The 23,526-nt window shown below is 47.8% G+C and carries 15 protein-coding genes; 1 reads left to right on the top strand and 14 read right to left on the bottom strand.

All coding sequences use genetic code 11. The features are described from left to right. The 3 genes from C7460_RS22435 to tnpA all read right to left on the bottom strand — a co-directional run. On the bottom strand, positions 1-341 hold a 341-nt coding region (locus C7460_RS22435), incomplete at its 3' end, for a transposase (RefSeq protein ID WP_221409612.1). A 33-nt stretch (positions 342-374) separates the two neighbouring features. After that, entirely contained in the window at positions 375-725 is a 351-nt protein-coding gene (gene tnpB, locus C7460_RS22430; protein ID WP_170148149.1) for an IS66 family insertion sequence element accessory protein TnpB, read from the bottom strand. Further along, positions 718-1,002, bottom strand: a complete 285-nt coding sequence (gene tnpA / locus C7460_RS23580; RefSeq protein WP_147303067.1) for an IS66 family insertion sequence element accessory protein TnpA — start codon at positions 1,000-1,002, stop codon at positions 718-720. The genes tnpB and tnpA overlap by 8 nt, the downstream gene beginning before the upstream one ends. 240 nt (positions 1,003-1,242) lie before the next feature. Here tnpA and C7460_RS22425 point away from each other — a divergent pair, with 240 nt between their 5' ends. Beyond that, positions 1,243-1,719 (top strand): hypothetical protein, encoded by a 477-nt coding sequence (locus C7460_RS22425; RefSeq protein WP_147303066.1) that lies wholly within the window; start codon positions 1,243-1,245, stop codon positions 1,717-1,719. 108 nt (positions 1,720-1,827) lie between these two features. On the opposite strand, the gene C7460_RS22420 is transcribed toward C7460_RS22425, so the two are convergent. The 11 genes from C7460_RS22420 to C7460_RS22370 form a co-directional block, all read right to left on the bottom strand. Beyond that, the gene (locus tag C7460_RS22420; protein WP_115870388.1) at positions 1,828-2,565 is read right to left on the bottom strand and encodes a phytanoyl-CoA dioxygenase family protein; all 738 of its coding nucleotides are present in this window, start codon (positions 2,563-2,565) and stop codon (positions 1,828-1,830) included. A 12-nt stretch (positions 2,566-2,577) separates the two neighbouring features. Then, entirely contained in the window at positions 2,578-4,434 is a 1,857-nt protein-coding gene (locus C7460_RS22415) for a sodium:solute symporter family protein (protein WP_115870387.1), read from the bottom strand. Beyond that, complete coding sequence (locus C7460_RS22410) at positions 4,431-5,666, bottom strand: FG-GAP repeat domain-containing protein (RefSeq protein ID WP_170148148.1); 1,236 nt, start codon at positions 5,664-5,666, stop codon at positions 4,431-4,433. The genes C7460_RS22415 and C7460_RS22410 overlap by 4 nt, the downstream gene beginning before the upstream one ends. Further along, positions 5,653-8,793, bottom strand: coding sequence for an FG-GAP repeat domain-containing protein (locus C7460_RS22405; RefSeq protein ID WP_115870385.1), 3,141 nt, complete (start codon positions 8,791-8,793; stop codon positions 5,653-5,655). The genes C7460_RS22410 and C7460_RS22405 overlap by 14 nt, the downstream gene beginning before the upstream one ends. Positions 8,794-8,798: 5 nt before the next feature. Then, a complete protein-coding gene (locus C7460_RS22400; RefSeq protein ID WP_115870384.1) occupies positions 8,799-12,002 on the bottom strand; it encodes a glycoside hydrolase family 9 protein in 3,204 nt (1,067 codons plus the stop codon). A gap of 55 nt (positions 12,003-12,057) precedes the next feature. Further along, entirely contained in the window at positions 12,058-13,065 is a 1,008-nt protein-coding gene (locus C7460_RS22395; RefSeq protein WP_170148147.1) for a glycoside hydrolase family 5 protein, read from the bottom strand. A gap of 80 nt (positions 13,066-13,145) precedes the next feature. Continuing rightward, positions 13,146-14,720 (bottom strand): DUF5060 domain-containing protein, encoded by a 1,575-nt coding sequence (locus C7460_RS22390; RefSeq protein WP_115870382.1) that lies wholly within the window; start codon positions 14,718-14,720, stop codon positions 13,146-13,148. Between the two features lie 152 nt (positions 14,721-14,872). Continuing rightward, positions 14,873-17,269 carry a cellulase family glycosylhydrolase gene (locus C7460_RS22385; protein ID WP_115870381.1) on the bottom strand — a complete coding sequence of 799 codons (2,397 nt, stop codon included), beginning with the start codon at positions 17,267-17,269 and terminating at the stop codon, positions 14,873-14,875. Positions 17,270-17,428: 159 nt separating this feature from the next. Beyond that, a complete protein-coding gene (locus C7460_RS22380; RefSeq protein ID WP_147303065.1) occupies positions 17,429-18,709 on the bottom strand; it encodes a glycan-binding surface protein in 1,281 nt (426 codons plus the stop codon). Between the two features lie 19 nt (positions 18,710-18,728). Beyond that, positions 18,729-20,303 (bottom strand): RagB/SusD family nutrient uptake outer membrane protein, encoded by a 1,575-nt coding sequence (locus tag C7460_RS22375; protein ID WP_115870379.1) that lies wholly within the window; start codon positions 20,301-20,303, stop codon positions 18,729-18,731. Positions 20,304-20,315: 12 nt separating this feature from the next. Beyond that, positions 20,316-23,459: a SusC/RagA family TonB-linked outer membrane protein gene (locus C7460_RS22370; protein ID WP_115870378.1), complete on the bottom strand. Its 3,144-nt coding sequence runs from the start codon at positions 23,457-23,459 to the stop codon at positions 20,316-20,318. Positions 23,460-23,526: the final 67 nt, after the last annotated feature.

Below are 23,526 nucleotides of genomic sequence, written 5' to 3'. Positions count from 1 at the left end.
TCGGTGATCGCCTCTCCAAGCTTTTCGGCATTGTCCTGCTTATCCTCTGGCTCTAGTACTTCTTCCTCTCTAGGCAGGTGGGCAGGAAGTACCATGCGGATGGGCTTCTTTTTGGCTTTCTTCTCCTTGGTATAGCTGATGGTTTGTTGCTCTGCTTCAGGTTCTGTCGCGTTAGATTCAAGTCCAAAGTCCAGCTGTGATTGTGCAGTATCAGAAGGGACAAAGCGTTCATTCTTCTTGCCGAAAATGAGTTTCTTGAGTTGAGCCAACTCTTCCTTTAGATAAAGGAATTCTTCATACTCTTTTCGGGAGATTTGAACGGTATCTTTGGATGACTGCACGTGTGCAAATATTACATATAGCTCCCTTTAAACCTACTTTTTGAAGGAAAAACGTACACTTCTCCGCACGCTTTTTAAGCGTATGCCCTCAACGATTAGTATCAGGTCTGACCAGTTTACCTGAGCGTGTTTGCCTGGCCTTTGATCAGGTAATTCAAACTGACCTTTCTCCAGTCGCTTATAGTAGAGGGTAAAGCCACCGCCTTCCCAGTGGAGTAGTTTGATTCTATTGCGCTGTTTGTTGATAAACACATAGACCGATCCGCTGAAAGGATCTTTATCCATTTGCGAGCGGACAAGCCCTGATAGGCTGTCAAAGCTCTTACGCATGTCGGTAGGCTCTGTGTACAGGTAGTAGCTATGTGAAGAGCCGAGGCTAAACATCCAGCTGAAGGAGCGTGCGTAGTTCTGAAAGTGAGGTGTCGTGTGGTAGCCGTATCTTGACACCATTGGGGTAAATTAGCTCAAGGCTCCTGCTCAAGTGGGGTTGAACCTCCACAAACCCTGGCTTCACAGCAGACTGGGTCTTCTGATATTTGGCGTACCAGTAACTGAAGGTGGATGGCGCAATGTTGTGCTTCCGGCAAAAGGCTTTTCGGGGCTCAGCACTGTTTTTCCACTGCTCTATGAGTGCAAACATCTCTTCCTTATTTCTTTGCATTGCTTTTTATGCAAAACTCAACACCTTATACCACCTAGGCAATACGCTCAACACCGAAGGGATACATTACCGGATGTAGAAGATCTTCTCTATCGAGATAGTAGGGCTGGATCAATGATTTAGGTATTCACGATTTTCTTAAAAACCATTATCTTCGAACGACCTAAACCGGCTGGGGCTAAATATACCTATTCGGCATTGAGTGGAATTCCAACACGTATAAAGCAACAATATTAAAATATGAGCACTTCTAACATCACATCGCTGAATCATTTTGATGTCAGTAAATCATACTTGATGAGCGTGATGATAGTTTTTACCACCTTAATAATTGGTTGTAACCAGGAAGATGAAGTAGATCCGGTGACTCCTGAGAAAGATGATACAAATGAAATTCTCTTAGCGGGATCAGAAAAAAAAACCTGGTTAATAGTTTCAAGCAAAAAAAATGGGGTAGAGTGGCTTCCTGAATGTATGAAAGATGATGATTGGGAATTTACAAGATCCTATAATTTTTCAAGAAACAGCACTAGTATGTCTTGTTCAAATGGTATTCCTGATAGTCAAATATCATCCTGGTCATTTGGCAACTATGGAACATGGCTGACTTTTGGAGGTGGAACCTATGAAATTATTACGCTAACAGAAGCTAAAATGGTATTAACTTTTCCAAAACCAAATGGGGATGTTCTTGTAGACACATGGGTTAAAAAGTAAGACCTCCACAATCAAGTCACCCCCACCAGCGATCACTGATGGAGCGTCTCTATTATCGACCAACACACTGGTCTCCGTTTCAGTAGATTCACGAGTTTGCGATCCTCGCTAACGATAGATTAATGGATTTTCTGCCACATTTTCACCTCGGGCATGATAGATCTTAAAACCCTGATTTTTGGACTCCTCCGCATTAAATTTCATATCGAGCCCAAAGTAACGCATGGTATACCCCGCCCGACGATACGGGCTGGTATTGGGTCCGGCACCATGAATGATGCGGCCATCATGCAAGCTGCAGGCTCCCCGCTCCAGCTCAAACCACACCGCATCCTCCTCGCGGATGCTCTCAGCTTTGATTTCCTGGTCAAAGGTATTGGTGGTGGCATCCACTGCTTCATATTCCGAAAAGCCATTGGTATGAGTGCCGGGTATCACGCCCATACATCCATTTCGGAGCGTAGAGGGATCTAGCGCCAGCCATACCGTCACTATTTTGTCCAGTCGATCAAACTTACCGTCCCAGTAGGCACTGTCCTCGTGCCAGGGAGTGCGCCTACCCGTATGAGGCATCTTGCAGATAAAGTGGCTGGTAAACAAACCAATATTGGGCCCAATCAGGCACTCCACCAGGTCGAGCACCTCATCTGCCATCAAAAACTCAAAAAGCCTTTCGTCCCGAAAATGAGGAGTATCCAGTTCGTCCGAGAGCTTTTCGCCTTTATTCGCCAGGTGCTCTTCAAAAATCCCTGTAAGACGAGCCAGCTTATCCTTGCCAAACAACTGCTGCTGATGCAGGTAATATCCCTGCTTGTGATAATGATCGATTACGTCTTGAGAAAGCATAATAGTGTACGATTAATTTTGAAGTTTATCCCACCATGTTTTTTTCATAATAAGCCCACAAGCCAGTGCGATGAGCAAAGAGGCTACCAGTGGCCACCCCCTGTCGATCACTAAATAGATGGGCAATGCCACTAAAGCCGTCTGCCCCACGGTGCCAATGATGATATTGAACATATCCATCCAAAAACTGCGGTTTTTCTGAAAGTCGGGGTGTTCTTTCTTCACCACCTCATGCACAGGCCCCCAAAATCCCCAGGGTTTCACAGACTTATAAAAATCCTTTAACACCTGCATGTCTGTAGGAGCCGTGGCCAGCGTACCAGCCACTGAACCAATGAGCGCAAAGCCAAGGATAAACGGAAAATAATAAAGGTATCGGATGTCGGGGGCAAATGAAGGATAAAGGTACGCCAGCAGGTCGTCCCAAAAGAAGGGTAGCGCACTGGCAAACATGCCAAAGAGCATGCCCCAGAAAAACCCATAGCCATTGAATCGCCACCAGTACCATTTCAGGATATTGGCTGCCACATAGCCTCCCCACAGCGCAGAAACGATGATCTGTAGAATTTGATTAACGTTTTTGGACATCATCCCCAGCGCCACGCTCACTCCCACAAGCAGCAAACCAATCAAATAATTGGCGCGGGTAAGCTGCTGCTTGTTGGCCTCAGGCTTTACATGCCTGAGGTAAAGGTCATTGACGACATACGCCTGCACAGCGTTGAGCGTGCCTGCGAATGTAGACATAAAAGCAGCCAGCAGTCCGGCCAGCAAAAGCCCCAACACACCCGTGGGCACAAACTCATTGATGGCTGAGGGGAGCACCTGTTCATAATCCACCTGCCCCGCCACTACCAGGTCTAGCTGGTCATAAAAAAGGATGCCCAGCACGGCAAAACCGGCAATCATCAGGTAACGTGCCGGAAGCAAAACTACTGAGACGAACCCGCTCATTTTGGCAGCATCTGATGGAGATCGGGTGGCCAAAATCTTCTGCATGTCATACGTAGGTGTGGGCCCCGCAGAGGACACCAAAAAGCCTTTGCAGACCATCATCATGAAAAAAGCCGTAAACATCTGATAGCCATCTGCTCGTACCTTGTCCATCACTCCCGGCAGACGCTCACTCCAGTCGATGCCCAGCCCACCGCTCCAAAAAGCCGATTCCCATCCCTGTGGCACCTCCAGCACATGATCCTGCAAAGCAAAAATTGCGATGGCCCCGATGACCACCGCAGAGATGGTCATAATGGTGTACTGCAACACATCTGTCCACACGATACTGATCATCCCTCCGAGTAGCGCATAAAAAACAGCAAATAAGGTGAAAACTATGCCGTAAAAATGCGGCACATATTCCAGGGAAATCGCGAATGGGATGTAAGGTGAAATCAGCTCCCATGGAAGGAATATTTCCATGAATTTTCCTAATCCAATAAAGCCATAGGCCAAAAAGCCAAGTCCATTGGCTATCGCAAAAATCACAATAATAGTGTGGGACCATGACGCTTCTCGCCCTTTGCCAAAGCGGGTGATGATCCACTCCGCGCCGGTGGTCACATTGGACCTGCGCAACCATGCCGACAGATAGACCATCAAAAAAATCTGGTTGAACATGGGCCACAGCCAGGGTAGCCAGATACTTTTCACTCCATATACAAACAGCGCCGTAACCAGCCACATGGTACCGGAGATATCAAACATCCCGGAGGCATTGGAGAGGCCCAGGAAATACCACGGCATCTGATTGCCTCCCAGTAGATAGGAAGACTTGTCGCGCTGGGCTTGTTTTTTGACCACCAACCCGATTACGATCGTCGCTACCAGGTAGGCCAGTATGATCAGAATGTCAATAAGTTGTAACTTCATGGATTCGATGCCTTTTCAGCTACCTGATTGTTTTTAGCAATCGTCTGATTTACAAAGAGGTACATTTCGTTTGACTCGTGATCAGGGTATCGGAAAAAATCCATATCCCCATCGCCATCAAAATCTATCGCCTGGCCGTTGTAAATTCCCTCATCTGTGATGATTTGCGACTGCCAATCTTCGTAATCTTCGCTCCGCAGTAGCATCAGCTCAAAATGATCCACACCCAAATTGACTGCCCGGCCTTTGTTGATCCCAGCTAGCAGATCATAGCGCCCATTGCCATCAAAATCATATACTTGTAGCGTGTGACACGCTGGTAGGCTGTCCAGGATGACATGCTCCTCCCAGGTATTTTCAGCTATTCGCTTATTCCATGTTACAGGGTAACCGGCGCGCTCGGAGTGGCTAATGAATACTTCATCCTGACCATCACCATCCAGGTCCTGGGCAAACATTTTGGTGCCGTTTCTCGACCAGTCGCCAGTCTGCGAATTCCATCTGCTGTGAATGTTTTCGGTCTTCCACGGCAAACTCAAATTGGTAGCGGGATTTATAAAAGCATGTCCGGTGGCTAAAATATCTGCATAGCCATCGCCGTTTACATCTCCTATGGCCATGCCCTCATGCAGGTTGCCATAGTCATGCCAATATTGGGCTCTTTGCCATACACTGTCCTCCCCTTGCTGAAAGAGGCTAAGGGTACTTTCATCAAAGGTCAACACCGCGAGATCCATATGTCCGTCTTTATCAAAATCTGTGAAACTGACGTCTTTCACAGCATCGGGTACTTTTCCGATGGCATGTTCTTTCCACGAAGGGTTTTCAAACCAGGATAGATGTGCTACTGCGCCGGCTTCTACCCACTCCCCCGGATGCCGTATTGCAAGTACATCGAGATCTCCATCACCATCGATATCAGCACACTCCAGGTCTCCGCCTGCAAAGAAGATAGAATCCATGGGCTCATTGCTGATGGTTACTTTTTCCCATAGGCCACTACCTATATGGCCGGTATAGTATCCCAGATAGCCTCCGCTTGCATTGTTGTGAATAAAAACCAAATCCGCTACTCCATCACCGGTAAGGTCTGCAGGACAGTGTGCCCAAAAGTACCTGGCATCATCAAGTATGAGCTGTGATTCGAACGGAACAGGCGTAAAATCTGTAGCAGCCGGCTTGCAGCTGGCCATTGCAACTATAATGATTGCACAAAACTTAAGGATTTTCATAGTCATCGATTAGTAGGTTGAGGTATTGGGCGAGGTGTTGATGATCCTCTGGTTTATTTATTGACCTGGAATAGATTCCTAAAATGAATTTCTCAGGACCCTTGAGTTTTGGCTGAGTCTTTAGGTCCCGACCAAAGCCGAAAACTGTCATGCCGTTAGTACTTTTCAGCCCTTCGTCGCTATCACCTAAAAAACCGATCACGTCAGGCTTTTTATCGTTTTGGACCTGTGCCATATACACCGTCTGGCTACTTTCGTTTTCACTGCAATACATCCATGCGTATTGGTCTGAAAGCGTTTTGCCTTTATAAAAATCAGGCAGGTCAGCCTGTGAGCTTGTTGCTTTTGAATGTCCAAACGTGTAGTTGGCGGGTTTAAAACTTCCCCCAGGAACTCCTTCATAAAGTACCCAGTAATTAGCATTCGGATCTGTTTTCACAACGTCGAGCAGTACATGGTCAGGTTTAAAATCGTAAACCCATTTCCAGCGTCCACTTTTACTTTCTACCGTAATTTGATTTGGGCCGGTGACCTCTGAGGTGCAGCGATCAAAACCCGGGTGTCCGGCTCCTTTGTCTGCAGTAGTAAACACCAGGTTTGGGAAGCCACGATAAGAGGTAGCGGCAGATTTTGGATAAGCCTCTTTGCTGTCTACATGAAAGCCCAGCCAATCATTTCCAGCTGCATCAATCATGCGCGAAAGCCCACCTGACGCCTGATCCAGGTAATAGGTAAGTTGTGCTGTTTTGATCACAAAATGGGGTCTACCTTCGTAGGTGGAACTGGCGATGGATACACGCTCGCCAGGGCGATTGTGCTTCCATTTCGCCATTATTCCGGGCCATTGCACTTCCATGCCGTGGACCATACTACCATCATGGAGCGGTGTTTTACGGGTGGTCAGGGTATTTTCACCTTCTATCCAGTAGTTTTTTCTCACATTTAGTTTGTGCCATTGCTCATCATAACACGGACCCGTATTTTCCACTTCTAGTTCTTTTCCGTTGAGTAAGATTCCCGCATCATAGCAAGGACTCCAACTTTTCCAAAACAGCCTACTACTCACCAATCCTGAAGTGTCGGCCATACAGAGGTTTTCAGTGTACGTATCATTTCTGGTCACCCAGTTTGCCGGGACGTTGTACGGTTTTCCAAGACGTACTTCGGGACGCTCCGCCGGCAGCTCCACAGTGGTAGCTCCAGTGGTGACGGTTTTTCCATTTGTCAGAGTAACTAAAGCCATCACTTGTACAGGGAGCTCCTGATTTGGCACCCAGTCTAGCTTCCAGTTGATTTGGTATGGAGGTTGGCTGGCTTTTCCCAGTGTCCCCTTCAGCTCTGCCCGATCGTAGTGATACTGCCAGTCGCGATAGACTCCATCACCATCCTGGTCTACATCTTCATACAAGCCAATGAAGGTGACCTCCTCTATGTTTTCAGACTGATTTCCAGCCAGTGTGAGTTTCATTTCCTTGTTGATTTCCACAACAGCTTTCACAGTGAAAACCGGGACTGATTCCTTGTAATAAACGCGCAAAGTGGTCCCATAAATTAAATTTTGAGGCCAATCCCACGGATGCTCATCGGCTACTAAAAATCGGGCTCGCAGATCTCCAGATTTGAGCATTTCTAATGGAATGGTCAGGCGAGCATTGTCATGAAACATATACTGCTCCGCAGCTTGTGGGATGGTTTTAGGTGGCGGAATACTCAGTGGATCAAAACCTTCGAGCTGAATAGCCAGCCCCTTAGTACCATCATGTGACTGTACGCGCTCCACTATCAGCTCAGCGCCATCAGCATTTTTCAAATCAATATTTTCAGCAAGCGTAATCCAGCCATCTGCATTCATGTGTTCATTAGCCACACGGTAATCGTATTTACCCCCAACACGTAAAAACACACCCTCATCAGAAGACTGAGGTATCCAGCCATGAGATTTAATGCGTTGATTTGGCCGCAGCCCGGGTTTCGAGTCGTTTCGCCAAACGTGCATGTTTTGGTAGGCATCCCATGCCGCACCGTACACATCCAGATCACCGTCCAAATCTAAATCCGCGAGTTGCGTGCCCAAATGATTTTCGTGACCTGTACCCATCACCTTTTTTGTAAACGTCCCCTGACCATCATTGAGCCACCACATCAGCTCCAACTCCACGCCTTTATGCTCACTTGTGACCAGGTCTGCGTCTCCATCGCCATCCAAATCAGCAATATCCAGATTGTTGAGCGAGTATGCCGTGGTGATGATGTGCGAGGGCCACTGCCCTTTTCCTTGTCCAGGATTTTCAAACCAAATAAGGTGAGCATCGGGCTCCAGCCCCGGATAGCGTTCTTCTGTGATCACTACGTCCTGATCTCCATCTCCATCTAAATCGGCCACTTCTACCCGATCGATCGGGTGCTCCGTAGAGCCAATTTCTTGAGCGTCCCACTCTGGCTGCTTTCCGGCATTTCTAAACCATACCAGAACTTTTGGCTCCTCCTCACCAGCACGTCTTCTACCGGTGACAATATCTGGACTGTTGTCTCCATTTACATCTCCGATTCCTATTCCTTCATCAGAGGTGTTGGCAGCTACTTTTAGCACTGGCCAGGGCTTCTTAGGATCATCTGGTATTTGTAGTGCATACACATCACCATTTCCTGCGATCAGGAGCTCTGGCTTGTTTCCACCAAAGATTGAAGCTTTCTTAAACCCCTGACTATTGACGTGACTGGTAGCTGGCACCTCTCCGATTAGCGTGCGCCGGAACATGGTCCCTGATTCATCCAGCGCTTCATACCAGTAGATTTCTGGCAGGTGCTGAGCTATCAGGTCGGCAAAGGGATCTCCATCTATATCTGTGACAAAAATGACATCTACATTATCATCGAGCACCACCCGCTGCCAGGGTGCTTCTAATGTTCCTCCCGGATTGAGGTATACATACCTACCTGCGGCAATGTCAGGAAGACCATCACCATTGATGTCGCCATGATCAGCACCAAAGTAGCGGAGCCATTCGGGTTGCTCCCAGTCTCCCCACTTTTGGCGGGTACTATCGATGGTGATGTGCGTGAGCGGCTGCCCAAAAGCCACTACAGCCATCGCAAAAAACAATACAGTCAGTGCAGGTTTTTTCATGACAATTATTTTTCCACTATCAGTCTAAATCGCTTCGTGTTGCCTGCCTCTGCTACCGTAAGAAGGTACACGCCGGCGGTGAGGTCGGACAAATCCAACGCTTGATCTTCAGTGAGTTGTGCTGTGCGCACGGTATTTCCAGCAAGGTCCAAGATCTCTACAAAAACTTCCTTGTGCTCGCTCTGGATATGAAGTGTGCCGTTTCGCAGCGGATTAGGGCCTATGGTAATGGACCGCCAGTCTCCACCGAGCACGAGCTCTTCGAAATTAGCGGTGACCTTAATGTCTTTACCGGGCATGGTGAGTGTGGTGACCGCTTCGGTTAAGTTTTTAATGGAATCCGTATCACCTGTCCACTGAGCAAACTTTTTGCCCTGCACTTCAAAAGCCTTGATTTCCACCTCAGTGCCTGCTAGATAAGAACCATCTCCAGAACCGCTAATTACATCCAGCGAGTAGTAGATGTCTTTATAAATGGCCGTCACAGTGGCAGGCCTTGGCGGCATGCGCAAGGTGGTCTGTGCATCGTGAGGATTTAGCACATACTGTATATCGCCTTCCCACTTTTCAAATTCGGTATGAGGAGCTGCTTCATTTGCATCGATGGGAACTTCTTCTCCCTCCATGTACGCCCCGTCTCCGGCACCGCCTTCTACATCCAGCTGGTAAGTGGGCGGCTCATAGTCTGCGACCAGGCCCACACAAAAATTATCAACCAAATAGGTACCTGTAGATCCGGCCCGCCAAATGATTGGCTGTAAGTATTTTGTCCCCTCGGGGATTTCGCCTGTACCTGACACGGACTTTAGTTCATCGTTCACCACACCGATCAGCACGCGGCTGATGGCTTGCTTATTCGCATCCAGGCACAGTACTCCAATGCTGGCTCCGTTGACAAGACCTTCAATCGAAGCATCTGCCTGAACTTCCACGCCATTATGCTCGCCCACTGCTATGAGCGAACTCCCCAGCACGCCTCCATCTTCCGTGATGACTATTGCATTTCCGCCACTAGTTGCTTCTGCCTGGAGTGCTGCTCCCATATTGATCCACCCAGACCAATCCAGCTCAAAATCTCCATTGTATACCTGACAATCATCCGGTGTATACTCGGCAAAGTTGGCGTCCAGACTGATGGACTGGTTCATGACTGGTTTTAATGGCTGACTTTCGCCAGTAGCCCCACCAGACCACTCTGTAAAATAGTATCCGGGTTCGGCCAGCGCATAGACCATTGCCGAATCTCCAGCCACATAACTTCCTGTACCTCTTACCTCTCCTAGTTGATTAGTAGTGGCTGTAACTTCATGGTAAGCTTGCTCCAACTCCACGAAATGCGCCAGTAGTTTTATGTAACTCGTCGAATAGTAAATAGCCGGCTCATTGAATGCCCATGGTTGGCTGCCCGAATCGTTAGTCTCTGTATAGGACTTTTGTGTGGCTTGCTCCCCTGTGGTAGCATCAAAAGTCTGTGTCCCAATTTTCACTACTGCGTCTTTTGCATTTTGCGAATTGAAACCTCCTACCAAAAACCCGGGAGCAGGGCCAATGTTGTCTCCATCGATATTGTCATATATGGTGTTGGTGGCAAACCAGGAGTGCCACATTTCGGTAGCTGAAAACTCTGCTCCATACTGATACATGTTAGTCAGATAGGTCATCCCAAATGGGTTGGTGCCGTGCATGTAATTGACGATAGCCTGAGCTCTCTCCTTATAAGCATCGTGTTTATCTGTTTTTAGGTTTAAGTGCACCAGATCCATGATATCCGATCCCTGGCGCGACATCAGGCTATTGGACCCCCAGTTGGAGTAAAATGACTTTGCACGGTAGAGGTTATCGTTTTCAACCAAAGTGTAATGTGAGCTTTCACTCAGGTCGGGGTTGGTTTTCTTATTAAGAATCGCCTCTTTGGTGCTGGCATCTGCTCCTGACAAAGTGGTATAAAAAAGCATGGCCTCTGACTGATTACCCCGATATATGCCCCATTCGGAAGACTGCCAGGGCCTGGTGCTTTTATAGTTGTTCTTTACAAATTCGTTGTAGACTTCCTTTCCGGTGACAGCATATAAGTAGGCGGCTGCACAGGTGGCTTCAGCCACATGCTCCTTAGCGTAATGAGCCCCACTTCCGTCTGCATCACCTGCCTCTATTTCACCACCATCGCACTGCTTGTCTTTTTCCGGATGCAAATCGTAGTACTTCCAGGCAGCCTCCGCACGTAGAATTAGCTCTTCCGCATACCCTGCCAGCGCTGGAAACTGACCAAAGGTGTAAGCCGCATGCGCCAACATCCCCGCCCCAATCACGGTTGCTGAAGGGCAGATTTCATCATAATAGCGAGCGCGTGTGTCGGTACTCGGTGGAGAGATGTAAGAATGGTCCTGCTTGATGCCTCCTTTGATATAAAAGCCTCCCGTTCCCGGAAAATCCTGCATGTTTTTCAACCAATCGATCTCCCACTTCACCTCATCCAGGAGGTCTGGTATGGAGTTGCCCGACTCAGGTATTTTTAGATCGAGCGCCTTCCAAAGGTCTGGATGCTGATCGTAAGTGGTGAGTAGCCCTTGCACACTTTCCACGGCAAAAGTCACGTATTTATTGGGGTCTCCCGCATCAAACCAACCTCGGGACATATCTCTCAAAATCGATTCGTCATTGAGGTAAATGGCGGCTTTGTCCTGCTCAAACCACTCCCCGTCTGTCCACAAGGCACCGGAGGCATATTCAGCCGTTTTGGCAAAATTGATACGCTGGTAATAAAACATATTCACCGCAGCACGCAACACATCCTGATACACATCCTGTGCAATTCGAAATGAGTAACTATCTACAGCCGTGCCATCAGTCGTATACGCCCTGATGTAATAGGAACCTTCGGTGGTATACGAAGTGAAATCAAACCACCATCCCTTATCTCCTGAATAGCTATCGGTGACGCCTCCATTCCATCGGTGAGCAACGGCGCTAAAGACTACCTCCTTGCTATCGGCATTGATAAGCTCTACTGCTTTATCGATATCCAATTCTATTCCAGAACCAGCATTGAAGCCCTGTTCTGCTTTGGCTATTACGGCCACTTTATAAGCGGAGGGTAAATACCCGAACTGGTCTACCCGGATGTAGTTTTCGGCTTCCAATACCTGGGCATAAAGCCCTGGAAGTATGGCTAACATAATTCCCAAAAACGCAACGACAGTTCTATTCATCTTAATCTATGTTATCTATTAATTTTCCACCAATATCTTTTCTGTTCGCGGCTTACTACTCTTTCAATGACCTGAAATGATTTCTATTCCAAATCCCTTCTGAAGTAAGGTCTTCTTCCTGCCACTGCCCAGTGGTGCTGGCTCCGGGTTTTAGTGATGAACTCACTTCATTTTTGATACTTAGCGACCATTTGTTCCAGGAGATTTTATTTTGGTCCATCCAGGCTTCCCACTTATCCCAGTAGGCTGGGTCCAGAGAGTTATTCGGGCCATAGTTGACCCCAGTGCGCCCACATTCTGTTACCCAGATTGGCAAGCCACGCTCTACGGCATAGTTGGCGCGGGCCATGAGGTCATCTTGATGGTGAGCTGCATAAAAATGCAGGGTGTAAGCAATATTATCTAACGGCTTGCCGTCCGCAGAAAGCAGCGGATCATCAGCAGCAGTGTCTACTAGCTGAGACCAAAACGGTGTACCTACTACGATGATATTGTCAGGATCATGCGCTCGAATGGCTGCAATGACCTCTTCAGAATAAGCCTTGATTTCCGACCAGGTCTCATCCAGAGAATCAAGAGATGCTCCATCTGGCTCATTGAATATCTCATATACTACATTGGGTAGATGTCCGTATTCTTTAGCTATTCGGCTGAAAAACCCCACAGCCGATGCTGTATGAATGTTGTGTGAATGCCAGTCTACCACCACATACAGACCTGCGGCAGCAGCGCCCTCTATTCCTCTGCGCACGGCACGCTCCACCGTGAGTGAGTCCGCAAACCAGCCAGTCTCATGGATACCCACTGGCAACCGCACCGCATCTACTTTCCAGTCATCCGCCAGCCATTGGATACATTCTGCATTCCAATAGGCGTGTGAGTTTTCCCACTGATGCCAAAAAAAACTCATTCCCCGTATTTGCACGGGTTCGCCCGCCTCGTTGGTAACAAAGCGGCCATCGATGCTTAGCTGTCCGTTTTGCCCTACTGGTGTAGGTGTATCAGGAGCGGAACATCCCAAAATGATGGTAAGAGCCAAAAAACAAAGTCTGTAACTTTTCATAAAGTCTGAATAATGTTGTGATTGATCGCTAAGCATAGATAGTGCTCGGCGATGATTTAGTTATCATATCCTGCCCTGTGCTATTTGATGATTTCAATCACGGCGATGGCCATAGCACCTTTCAATGCTGCTGGTTTGTCAAACCCCAACCACACACCGTCCATTTGACGTTCCTCGGCATTTAGGTATTTTCCCGTCTGCGGGTCAAACCACCGAATACTTACCTTTTGATCTTTCAGTCGTTTATTTTCTCCATAGATTCCTAACCTATCCGAATCGAGATAGTACAAAAAAGTAGTCTCACGACTCAGCGCCGGTGGGCTAAAGGCCCCACGCTCAGGCTCAAACTCGTGTAAGGGGTAAGTATCGAAAAAATCCATCAAGTGGCGATAGTAGCTCAACTTTGGCGGGTTTTCAGCAACATCATTCAGGTCATAGATGACATGATACCAGGCCGCATTTTGCCAATAGTATGTGGAATAAGTACCCGCAAAAGCGCATTGGTAGGCTCGATCGAGGCAAGTAAGTGCGTCATTGTAGGCACCATCAAAAATCGTAATGTCCGTCTTTTCGTATCCTCCATGCTCGATATTGAAAATGGGTTTATCATACCTGGAGCGCACCTCACGCATGCGTCCATAGAGATAGGGCTCCCACTCCTGAATCGAAATAAAATCTACCAGTTCGGGGTATTTACTGCAATAATTGTAATCGTGTACTGTAACAAGCCGCTGATGAGCATCCATGGAACGCAACCTCGCGATCCGCCTGGAGATGTAGCCCATATCGTCCCGCCCATAGGCGAGCGCTTCCTTTGAAATATCCCAGTTAAGATTGGGGTAGGCCTGGTACCGCTTTACCACATAGTCGAAATAACGATTGTCTTCAACACTCTCCGGATCTGGCCAGTTGACCTGCTTGTTCCAGACATAAATCATCAGATGAGCTATGATATCCTGCTCATTGAGCAGTGCGATTACTTTGTCTAAATGCTTGAAAAAATCAACGTTGAGCACGTCATAATCAGGGTTGGTATTTGATCCTCCATAAGGAAATACTTCGGGCTTGGAAAAGTCGTGCTGTGGTAGCATGCGCTCCTTGTCTCCCCAGTGGGCATCGTACGCATAGACGTTCATTACCACCTGATTAAACCCATTGGCAGCTATTTCATTGATAATAGACGAGCTATTGGGCAAACCATCAGCACCGATCTCGTCCAGTGCGAATAGCCAGTCCAGCTCAAATGCCATCGCCATGTAGGGCTCACCATTGGCATACGCAAAATGCTGTGACTTACCATCCATGATTTGGATCGGTCCTCGTTGCTTTTCGGCCATAGTTACCTCAATGACGCCTCGCTGGTTTTTGTTTTTCTTTCCTATACCAGAAACTTCATAGGTCCATTTGCCGGGTTTTGAAAAGCTCACACGAACCTGATATTCTTTTGCTCCATTGTAGTACCCCGGCACAGTCATCGTTTCCCCGCTTTCATGGGTAAAAAGGGCAGACACCCCATGGTCGAAGGGCAGATCAGGAAGCTTATTGATGGTAAAAGACAGGTCGACAACCTGCCATTGATCAGCGCGTAATTCCTGGCCTTGAGTGTAGGTAACACCAAGGCAGAGACAAAAAATCAAAGCAATTATTCGTATCATCGGTAAAGGTTAAAATGAATGAATGCAGCGTAATACCACCAATTTAGTCAGCTGGAGCTAAGTGGCTACCCTAGTTTAACCTGAAGAAAATACAAAAAGCTGATGGAAACCCACCAGCTTTCTGCTTTGAATCAATCACACCACTTAGGATGTCACTTCACGAGAAGCTTCCTGGTGTACTTTTGATCTCCTACATAGAGCTTCAGCATGTAGATGCCCTGAGCTCCAAATGTGTCTCTGCCAATATGTAGCGAAGAACTATTCACGCCTTCTGCGCTAAATACCTCTGCTCCCATCAGGTCATGAATGCGAACCGTGAATGGCTGATCAGCATTAGGCAATTGAAGGTTTAGTCCTTGCTCATCTATCGGATTAGGGAAAATTTTCAAATCCTCTGGCTTCAGTACCGAAGCAGATGTCTGACGTGACCCAGAGGGCACCCCAACGATGATATAATCTACCGGCATCCAGCCCCAGTTCTTTTCAATCGCAATGGTGTTGTTTCCGCTGTTTAGACTCACATTAATCACTTTGTCTTCCCAGCCTCCACAGCCTCCATTACCATCAGTGAAGGAATGACTTGTGCTGTTGCCATTGATCACCACATAGTTTTGCTGATTGTTGCACAAGGAGTAGCGAATAGTCAGCGGATAAGTGTCAGCTGCAGGTACGTTTACCGTCCAGGTCATTTTGTCTCCATTATTATCCAGACCATCAACAAAGCCTGATCCAGTATAACCTGATTGGCTGGTGGATACGTATGTGCCCGACAAGGTGGCGTTCTCAGCTTCATACTTAGTTGCAGAGTAGCTACTACCTCCTATGGTTCCAAAATCAATGTGGCCAGCGCAGTGCATCAGCTGACTGTTGCTGCCTCCACAGGAGCCGCCTTGCCATACTGCAGTATTCGTAGATTGGTTCTCAGCCTGGTAGGTAGTACCATCCACTTTGAGCCAATCCACTTCCATATCGGTTCCATTGTCCGGGAAGTAAAGCTTTACATTTCCACTCACAGCACCACTGTAACTATAGGTAGCATACGAACTTCCTGAGATCGTCCAGGTCTTCACCGTACTGTTGTCCACGCGGAGCTGAAGGTTATCCGAAGTACCATTGGTCATACGAGCACGAACCTGCACGTTGGCGCTTCCACCAGACACCGCATCTATGTTGTTTTGCGACATATTGTCCAATCTACTGGACCAGTTACCACCATCAGTAGTAATGAACACCTGAAACTGGTAATCATCGTTCGCAATTGGCGTACTGCTGTTGATCGGTACAGATACGTTGAGCGTACCACTACCTGAGGAAACGTCCACCTTCTTCGACCCATAGTTAGTATATGGAGAATGATCCAGTTGGAAAATAACCTGAATATCTCTGTTAGTGGATGCAGAGTAGTCTACCGTAACGGTGGCATTGCTACCCGGTGTTACTGAGTTTGGTACGCTGATAGAAATGATGTCATCGGAAGAGGAAGAACATGCGGAAGGCAATGTGTTTACCGCACGGAAGTGATCTCTATTCCATCTTCCCTCATCGGTTAGGTCAGTGTTGTAGTTCCAGTTGCCATTGGCCGGAGCACCTGGAAGCAGTGAAGATCCAAACTCATCCTTTGTACTGAGCGACCATTTACAAAACCCAATACCATTGGCGTCCCACCAGTTTTCCCATTTGTTCCACTCGGTGTAGTTAGGCGCATTGATCCCAGTACTACGTGGTTCGTTGTATTGCGTGCCAGTCGCTCCACTTTCCGTGACAAACATTGGCAGACCTTTGCTCAGAGCATACTTAGCCCAATCTCCATGCTGCCCATCAAATCGGTGTGCATCAGCATAGATATGAAGCGTGTAAGCAATATTGCCCACTGGATTTCCATTGATATCTGTAGTGAGTGGATCATCTGCAGCCTGGTGTACAAACTGATCGTAAAACGGCGTAGGCACAATGATCAGGTTGTCCGGGTCATACTGACGTATCGTCGCTATCAGGTTTCTGGAGTAGTTTTTCAGGTCCGCCCAGGTTTGATCCAGATTGGTCCATGAGGAGCCTGTAGGCTCATTGTAGATTTCATAAATCACATTAGGGTAGCTACCATACTCCTGGGCCATGGTAGAGAAAAACTGCTCCGCTGTAGACTGCTGCATGGCATGTGCATGAAAATCTATGATGACATAGATGCCATGCTGTATGGCGCCATCTACTACTGCGCGCACTTTGTTGAGCGACCCTGTAGGATCGTCCGGATAAGAGCCAGTCACATGGGGGTCTGCGGCCATGGCAGCACGCACTACCTCAGCCTTCCAGTCGCTCGCAAGCCAGCCCACTGCATTGGCATTCCAAAACTCGGTGCCTTCCCAGGTATGATGGAAAAAGCTAGGGCCTTTGAGCTGTGCATCGCGCCCACATTCGTCCACAATTTTGGCTCCCTGCACACTGAGTGCACCATGGCGGTCCACCACCGTCTGTGCAGTAGTTAACATTCCAATCAGTAAGCAGCATACGGTCCAGATACTTCTTACATCAGGTAAAAATCGGTTCATCATAATGGTTAATTTTTAGTTAGACCTTGAATTTACCACATAGTGTATAGCTTACTACCCAGCCCTACCCTGCTGTATGACAGGTGGTTAAACAAGAAAGCCGAACGAGGACATCCCCGTTCGGCCAAAACATAGTAGAAAAAGTATACGTTACCTACAAGTTTACTCCACCACCTTGACAACCCGGATGTTGTCATAAGAGATGTCTAAACCAGCAGCAATTTCGGTTCCTCCGTTTTCCCCTTCATTGGGGTTTTGAAACACCATGCGCACCTCAAACTTGCCCTCGTCGGTAAGCAATGTACTCATGTTGTTGATTGCCTGCGCAGGGTCAGGGTTTCCTCCACTTTTAGGTGCAAACCATGCCATGGGATAATCAATGGTCATCCACTTGCCACTGGTATGAAAAGCCGCCGTACCCACATCAGCGGGATCAGGCACATGCCAGTTGTTGGTACCGGGCGCTGGTGATGTCCACGGCATCCAGCGGCCAAAGTACTCATCAGCACCTATTTCCAGCTCCAGCCAACCTGACGTCCAGGGTTTGTCTTCAGGCACCTTTACTTCCATGCGAAGTACATAGTCTGATGTAGGACCGGATAGGCCAGTAGGCGTTAGCCCGTCAGCATCCTGAGCCCCATCCACTACAAATGCTGTGGGCCCTACCCACCATGAAGCAGGAGTAATGGGGCCATCGGCCTGAACGTTAAGGTAATTGCCATTGAATCCTCCAGAAGTCACCCCGGGATTCACGCCCCAGTTTTGCCAAAAGGTATGGTCATCCCAGTCCAGAACCACACCACTGCGGTCATTAAATGTTTGCTTAGGGCCAGAATCACCGCTACCACTTTCGGTGACTACCTCTACCAAACCAGCTTCTGTGATACCATCAGGAACTGTGGCAGTGATGGTGGTACCATCGCTAGAAGCCACAAAGGCTGGCGAGCTTATACCTCCCGGAAATACCACATCTTCTACAAAAAAGAAGAATTTACCTGTAATGGTCACTTCATCTCCGGCATTGGCAAACTCGTTGCTAATCCGAGCAACCTGTGGCGATGGAGGCAATACTGTGATACTGATGCTATCGGCACCTGAGCCACTTTTGACTACCAACATATTTGAAATGTCTGGTGACGTGGCTATGTTGGGCGTTTCGTCGGGTACAGTGATCACCATATGGGTATTGGTCACAAACGTACTGCGTACATTTACTGCCAGACCATTGATGGACACTTCGGTGACAGCTCCCAGGTTGGAGCCCTTCACCACTATAGTTTCTCCAAGCCCTACTGAGTTGAGCGCCTGATCTGCCAGCTCGGGAGCTATGGCACGCACCATTTCGATTTCCGGATCACCCAGAGTTTCTTCCTCACAGCGTGTAAATAGCATACATACACTGCCCAGCAATCCAAAAAGCAATAGTTTATTATTTAGTTTCATCTTTCTCTGTGGTTTTAGTCTAGTCGTTAAATTCATATGGCACAGCGTCTTCCATCAGGAGAGGGTTCATGGTGACATCTCCCTCAGGGTATGGCAGGATAAAATCTGAATGGTCAATGGAGGCAAAAGATGACTCCAGGATTGGGTTGCCATCCTCCCACGAATATCGACCTCTGTCCTGAGAATTGATGTAGTTTCTTGCGTCCTCTGGCGCAAAGTAGTGCCATCTTACCACGTCGAACCAGTGGTGACCTTCCATTGCCAGCTCAAGCTTTTTCTCATTGAAGATGTCCATCCAGGTAACTTCTGTGCGGGCAGACAAACCTGCGCGCTCTCTTACCGCATTGTAATACTCCAGCGCGGTAGCATCTGTAGTGCTCGCAGCATCACCCAGAATAGCTTCTGCAGCGATGAGGTATACCTCGGAGAGACGCATCATATAAGTATTCATTGGTGTGGACATAAATGAGATCAGCTGCCCCGGATTGTCTTCTGCGCTTCCTACCACATATTTCTTGATTGCTGATGCCCAGGGGCTCTCCGCCTCGTAGAGGTAGCCACCATCTGTAGATTTCAACTGCGGATATTCATCCCCAGGAAACATAAACGTCGCTTTTCTACGCTCGTCACCTGTTTCATACAGGTTACGGATGTTAGGATATGCCCCAGAGCCACCGCCCCAGCCGTCACCTACACCTGCGATACTTCCCTCAGGTGAGAAATAGGCCTGATGCGTATTTTGAACACCCCAGGTACCACCTTTGTCTATCCACTGAAGTGCAAAAAGGCTTTCTTCGTTGTTGTTGTTGGCTATCACGAACAAGTCGCCGTAATTGTCCAGCATCATGAGACCGCTATTCAAAATAACATCTTCTGCATACTCGCGAGCCATCGCCAGGTCATCAGTATTTCTACTTCCTGACTGTCCCAATCCGGCACGGTTGAGGTGAAGTCTTGCCAACACGGCTTTAGCCGACCACTGCGTCACTCTGCCGGGCTCATCAGCCAGCAGCAAGTTTTCTGATGCAAATACGAGATCTCTTCTTGCAAACTCGTAGGCATCTGCCACAGGGTTTTTAGCGATCAGGGCATCTTCTATGATGGCCACATTATCAGCGATAATCGGCACATCTCCCCACAACATGGCGAGGTAGAAATACGCATAACCGCGCATAAATCTAGCTTCTCCCAGCGCTTTGGCCTTTAGCTCAGGAGTGAAGTTTTCCTCCGGTGAGTTTTCAATAGCTCTGATGATAAAGTTGGCATGACTAATCACCGTGTATAGTGACCTCCAACCTTCATTTAGTCTGGAGTTGGATGAAGTAACAGAAAACAGCGCAAATTGGTTTAGCGCACCATCATTAGTGGCATAAATTCCTCCGGCACCATCGCCAATGGCGAATGTGGCCTTATCATTCCAGGCAAACCATGGAGCTCCGTATAAGCCTTTGGTCGCGATTGTTAAATGCTCGTCCGTTTGATAAAAATTATCTACCACATAAGCATCCTCTGGAGGTCTGTCCAGAAACTCTTCCGAACACGCTGTAGTGAAGACCACAGCCAACATCATCGCTATATATTTTAACGTTTTCATATTCAGTTTCAATTAAAGTCCTATGTTAATACCAGCTGTGTAGATTCTCGGTGCGGGGTAGTTTCCATTGTCCACACCGGCAAGGAACGAATCCTGATTGTACGGTCCGATTTCCGGATCGTAGCCTTTGTAACCAGTAAGGGTAAATACGTTTTGCAGGTTTACGTAAACCCGTACCTTGCTGAGCTGAAATCTGCCCAACAGGTCCTGAGGCAGGCTGTAGCCAAAGGTGATGTTTTGCAGCCTCACGTAAGAGCCATCTTCTACAAATCGATCAGATATTCGGTTGTTGTCATTTCCGTCTACATTAGTAGATCGAGGAATGGTAGCGCCAGGATTTTGTAGCACCACATCTTGCACATTGTCAGGGTCTCCACTATCGCTTTTGAGTCCCAGCTTCGCACGGTCCAGCACATCCACCGACTGGTTGTTTGACCAGGAGAGGTTTTCTATAGTAGAGCGCGTATAGTTATACAGGTCATGTCCTAGTTTACTGGTGATAAACACAGTCACATCAAACTGCTTGTAGTTAACTGAGTTGTTTAGTCCAAGTACCACTTTTGGGTTTGGGTTACCGATATATGTGCGGTCTTCTGCATTGATCTCGCCATCCCCGTTTAGATCTTTAAATTTTTGATCACCTACCCAAACTCCAGATCTGCGATCCACTGAAATATTGGTTGGCAGTGCACTGCCCTCGATATCCTCTGCATCTTCGAAAAGTCCATCGGTGACATAACCATAAAACTGACCTACTGGCTGCCCGATCTCCGAACGAGTCACATGATCGAAAAACTGAACCGTACGATCAATGATGGCGCCTTCTGTATTGAGTTTCGTGATTTTATCACGGTTTACGGTAGCGGTCAGACCAGACTTCCATTCGATGGCGCCTGTAGTGTTTACCGTATTTAGCGTTAGCTCTATTCCACGGTTTTCCAACTCACCTATATTTACCCATGGTGCGGCGATTCCACTTCCCATATACATAGGTAGCGGCTGCTGCATGAGTGCATCGGTATTGAACTTCTTGTATGCATCGATGATCATCTCTATGCGGTTGCCGAATAAGCTGAGGTCAATCCCAGCATTGATCTGCCGTGAAGATTCCCATACCAGCTCAGGGTTTCCGTAGTTGTTGGCCAGGAGTCCGCTACCCCATTTGGTAGGGTAGTTTCTAAGTGCTGTACCGTAGCGATAGCCACCGATATCCTGATTTCCTACCTCTCCATATCCGGCGCGTAATTTCAAATTGCTGATCGCTGAGATTCCATCCATAAATCCTTCTTCGCTCAGGCGATAGCCTACGGCAAAAGATGGGAAAAAGCCCCATTTGTTGCCTTTGGCAAAGTTGGAAGAGCCGTCTGCGCGGAAAGTAGAAGTAATCAAAAACTTATCTGCAATATCCAGATTCAGACGTCCATAGTAGGAAGACAAAGCGTGGCTCCCCTGGTAGTTGTTGTTTGTGGCCGTGATGGCGTCACCTGCATTCAGGGGATGAATGTCATTGGTAATGAAGTTCTTTCTGGTACCAGAAATTCCTTCCCAATTAGACGATTGTGCTTCCTGCCCCAGCATGGCATTGATCGAGAGTGATGAGGTCAGATCCTTCTTGTAGGTGAGGTAATTGGACCAGATCCAGTAGTTGCTCAGGCCGATGCTTCGCTGACTTTGGTTTTGATTGTTGGGTGGAGCCTCACCCATCTCATAGGTAGGGTTGAATCCATAGTTTTTCGTTTCATTTTTATCAATCCCCACCTTGGAGGTAAACTTCAATCCATCGATAATTTCTGCATTCAGGAACAAGTTGCTGAGGATTCTATTTCGCTTTACACGCAAGTCGCGAATCAATGCAACGGCTACAGGGTTTAGCTGCTGGTTTCCAGTTCCGGGATCCGGACCTCCCCATTCGCCATTGCTGTTGCGCACCGGTACGTTAGGCGTTTGGCTAAGACCAAGAGATACCACACCCCATACATCGTCATTCAGGGTAACTCGCTCCTGCGTATTGCTACCAGAGATACTGGCTCCTACACTCAACCAGTCGTTGACTTTGTGATCCAAATTGAGGCGAGCCGAGATACGCTCAAAACCAGAGCCAATTATGATCCCATCCTGGTCCATATACCCCAGCGTCATGTTGTATTTGGTATTTTGAGACCCGCCAGAAAAAGCAAGGTTGTGATTGTGCACACCAGCGAGCTCATAGATTTCTTCCTGCCAGTCGGTACCTTCTCCCAAAATGGAAGGATCACCAAACTCAGGACGTGGCGTCCAGCCTTCTGCCTCAGCTACTTCATTGGAAAACTGAGCAAACTGCTGAAGATTCAGCACATCTAGTTTTTTGGGGAATTTCTGCAATCCATAGTAACCATCGTAAGTCACTTTAGTGCCTCCTGATTTGCCGCGTTTGGTTGTGATAAGCACCACGCCATTGGAGGCTCTAGAGCCATAAATAGCGGTGGCAGAAGCATCTTTGAGTACTTCTACCGATTCGATATCGTTGGGGTTGATACCGGCTAGTGCATTGAGTGCGGTCTGGCCATTGCCTCCACCAGCCCACGAAAAGCCAATGGCATTGTTGTTTTGATCTCCCTGTACAGGTACACCATCTATTACATAGAGAGGCTCATTGTTTCCACTGATGGAAGACACCCCTCGAATACGGATAGAAACGCCTCCTCCAGGCTGACCTGAATTTTGCTGAACCACGAGTCCGGCTGCCCGCCCTTGCAGCGCCTGATCAAACGAAGCAGCTACGGCCAGCTGAAGGTCCTCACCCTTTACGGAAACTACCGATCCGGTCACGTCACTGCGTTTCATTTCACCATATCCTATGACTACCACCTCATCCAGGGCTTGTAGATCGGATCTGAGGGTGGCATTGATGATGGTACTGCTGCCCACCGTAAACTCCTGAGCCTCAAAACCTACGAAGGAAACGGTCAGAATATCTCCTTCTGATGCTGAAATGGCATAGTTCCCATCCAAATCAGTGATGGTTCCGTTTTCGGTTCCTTTGACCAGCACCGTGGCTCCGGGCAACCCTTCTCCTTCTTCGTCCATTACCTTTCCGGTAATACGTCGCTCCTGTGCATACAGCCAGGAAGCTTGCAATGATATTGCCATCAATATCACAAGTAGTTTTTTCATCATAACATTTAGTTTAGTTGACTGATCAGGAACGGTATCCTCACCTTATTCCTATGATCTAATTTATGAT

This window comes from Marinoscillum furvescens DSM 4134, assembly GCF_003386095.1.
Classification (GTDB): Bacteria; Bacteroidota; Bacteroidia; order Cytophagales; family Cyclobacteriaceae; genus Marinoscillum; species Marinoscillum furvescens.
Note: the sequence above shows the minus strand (reverse complement) of the source record. Positions and strands in the feature narration are given on the sequence as shown.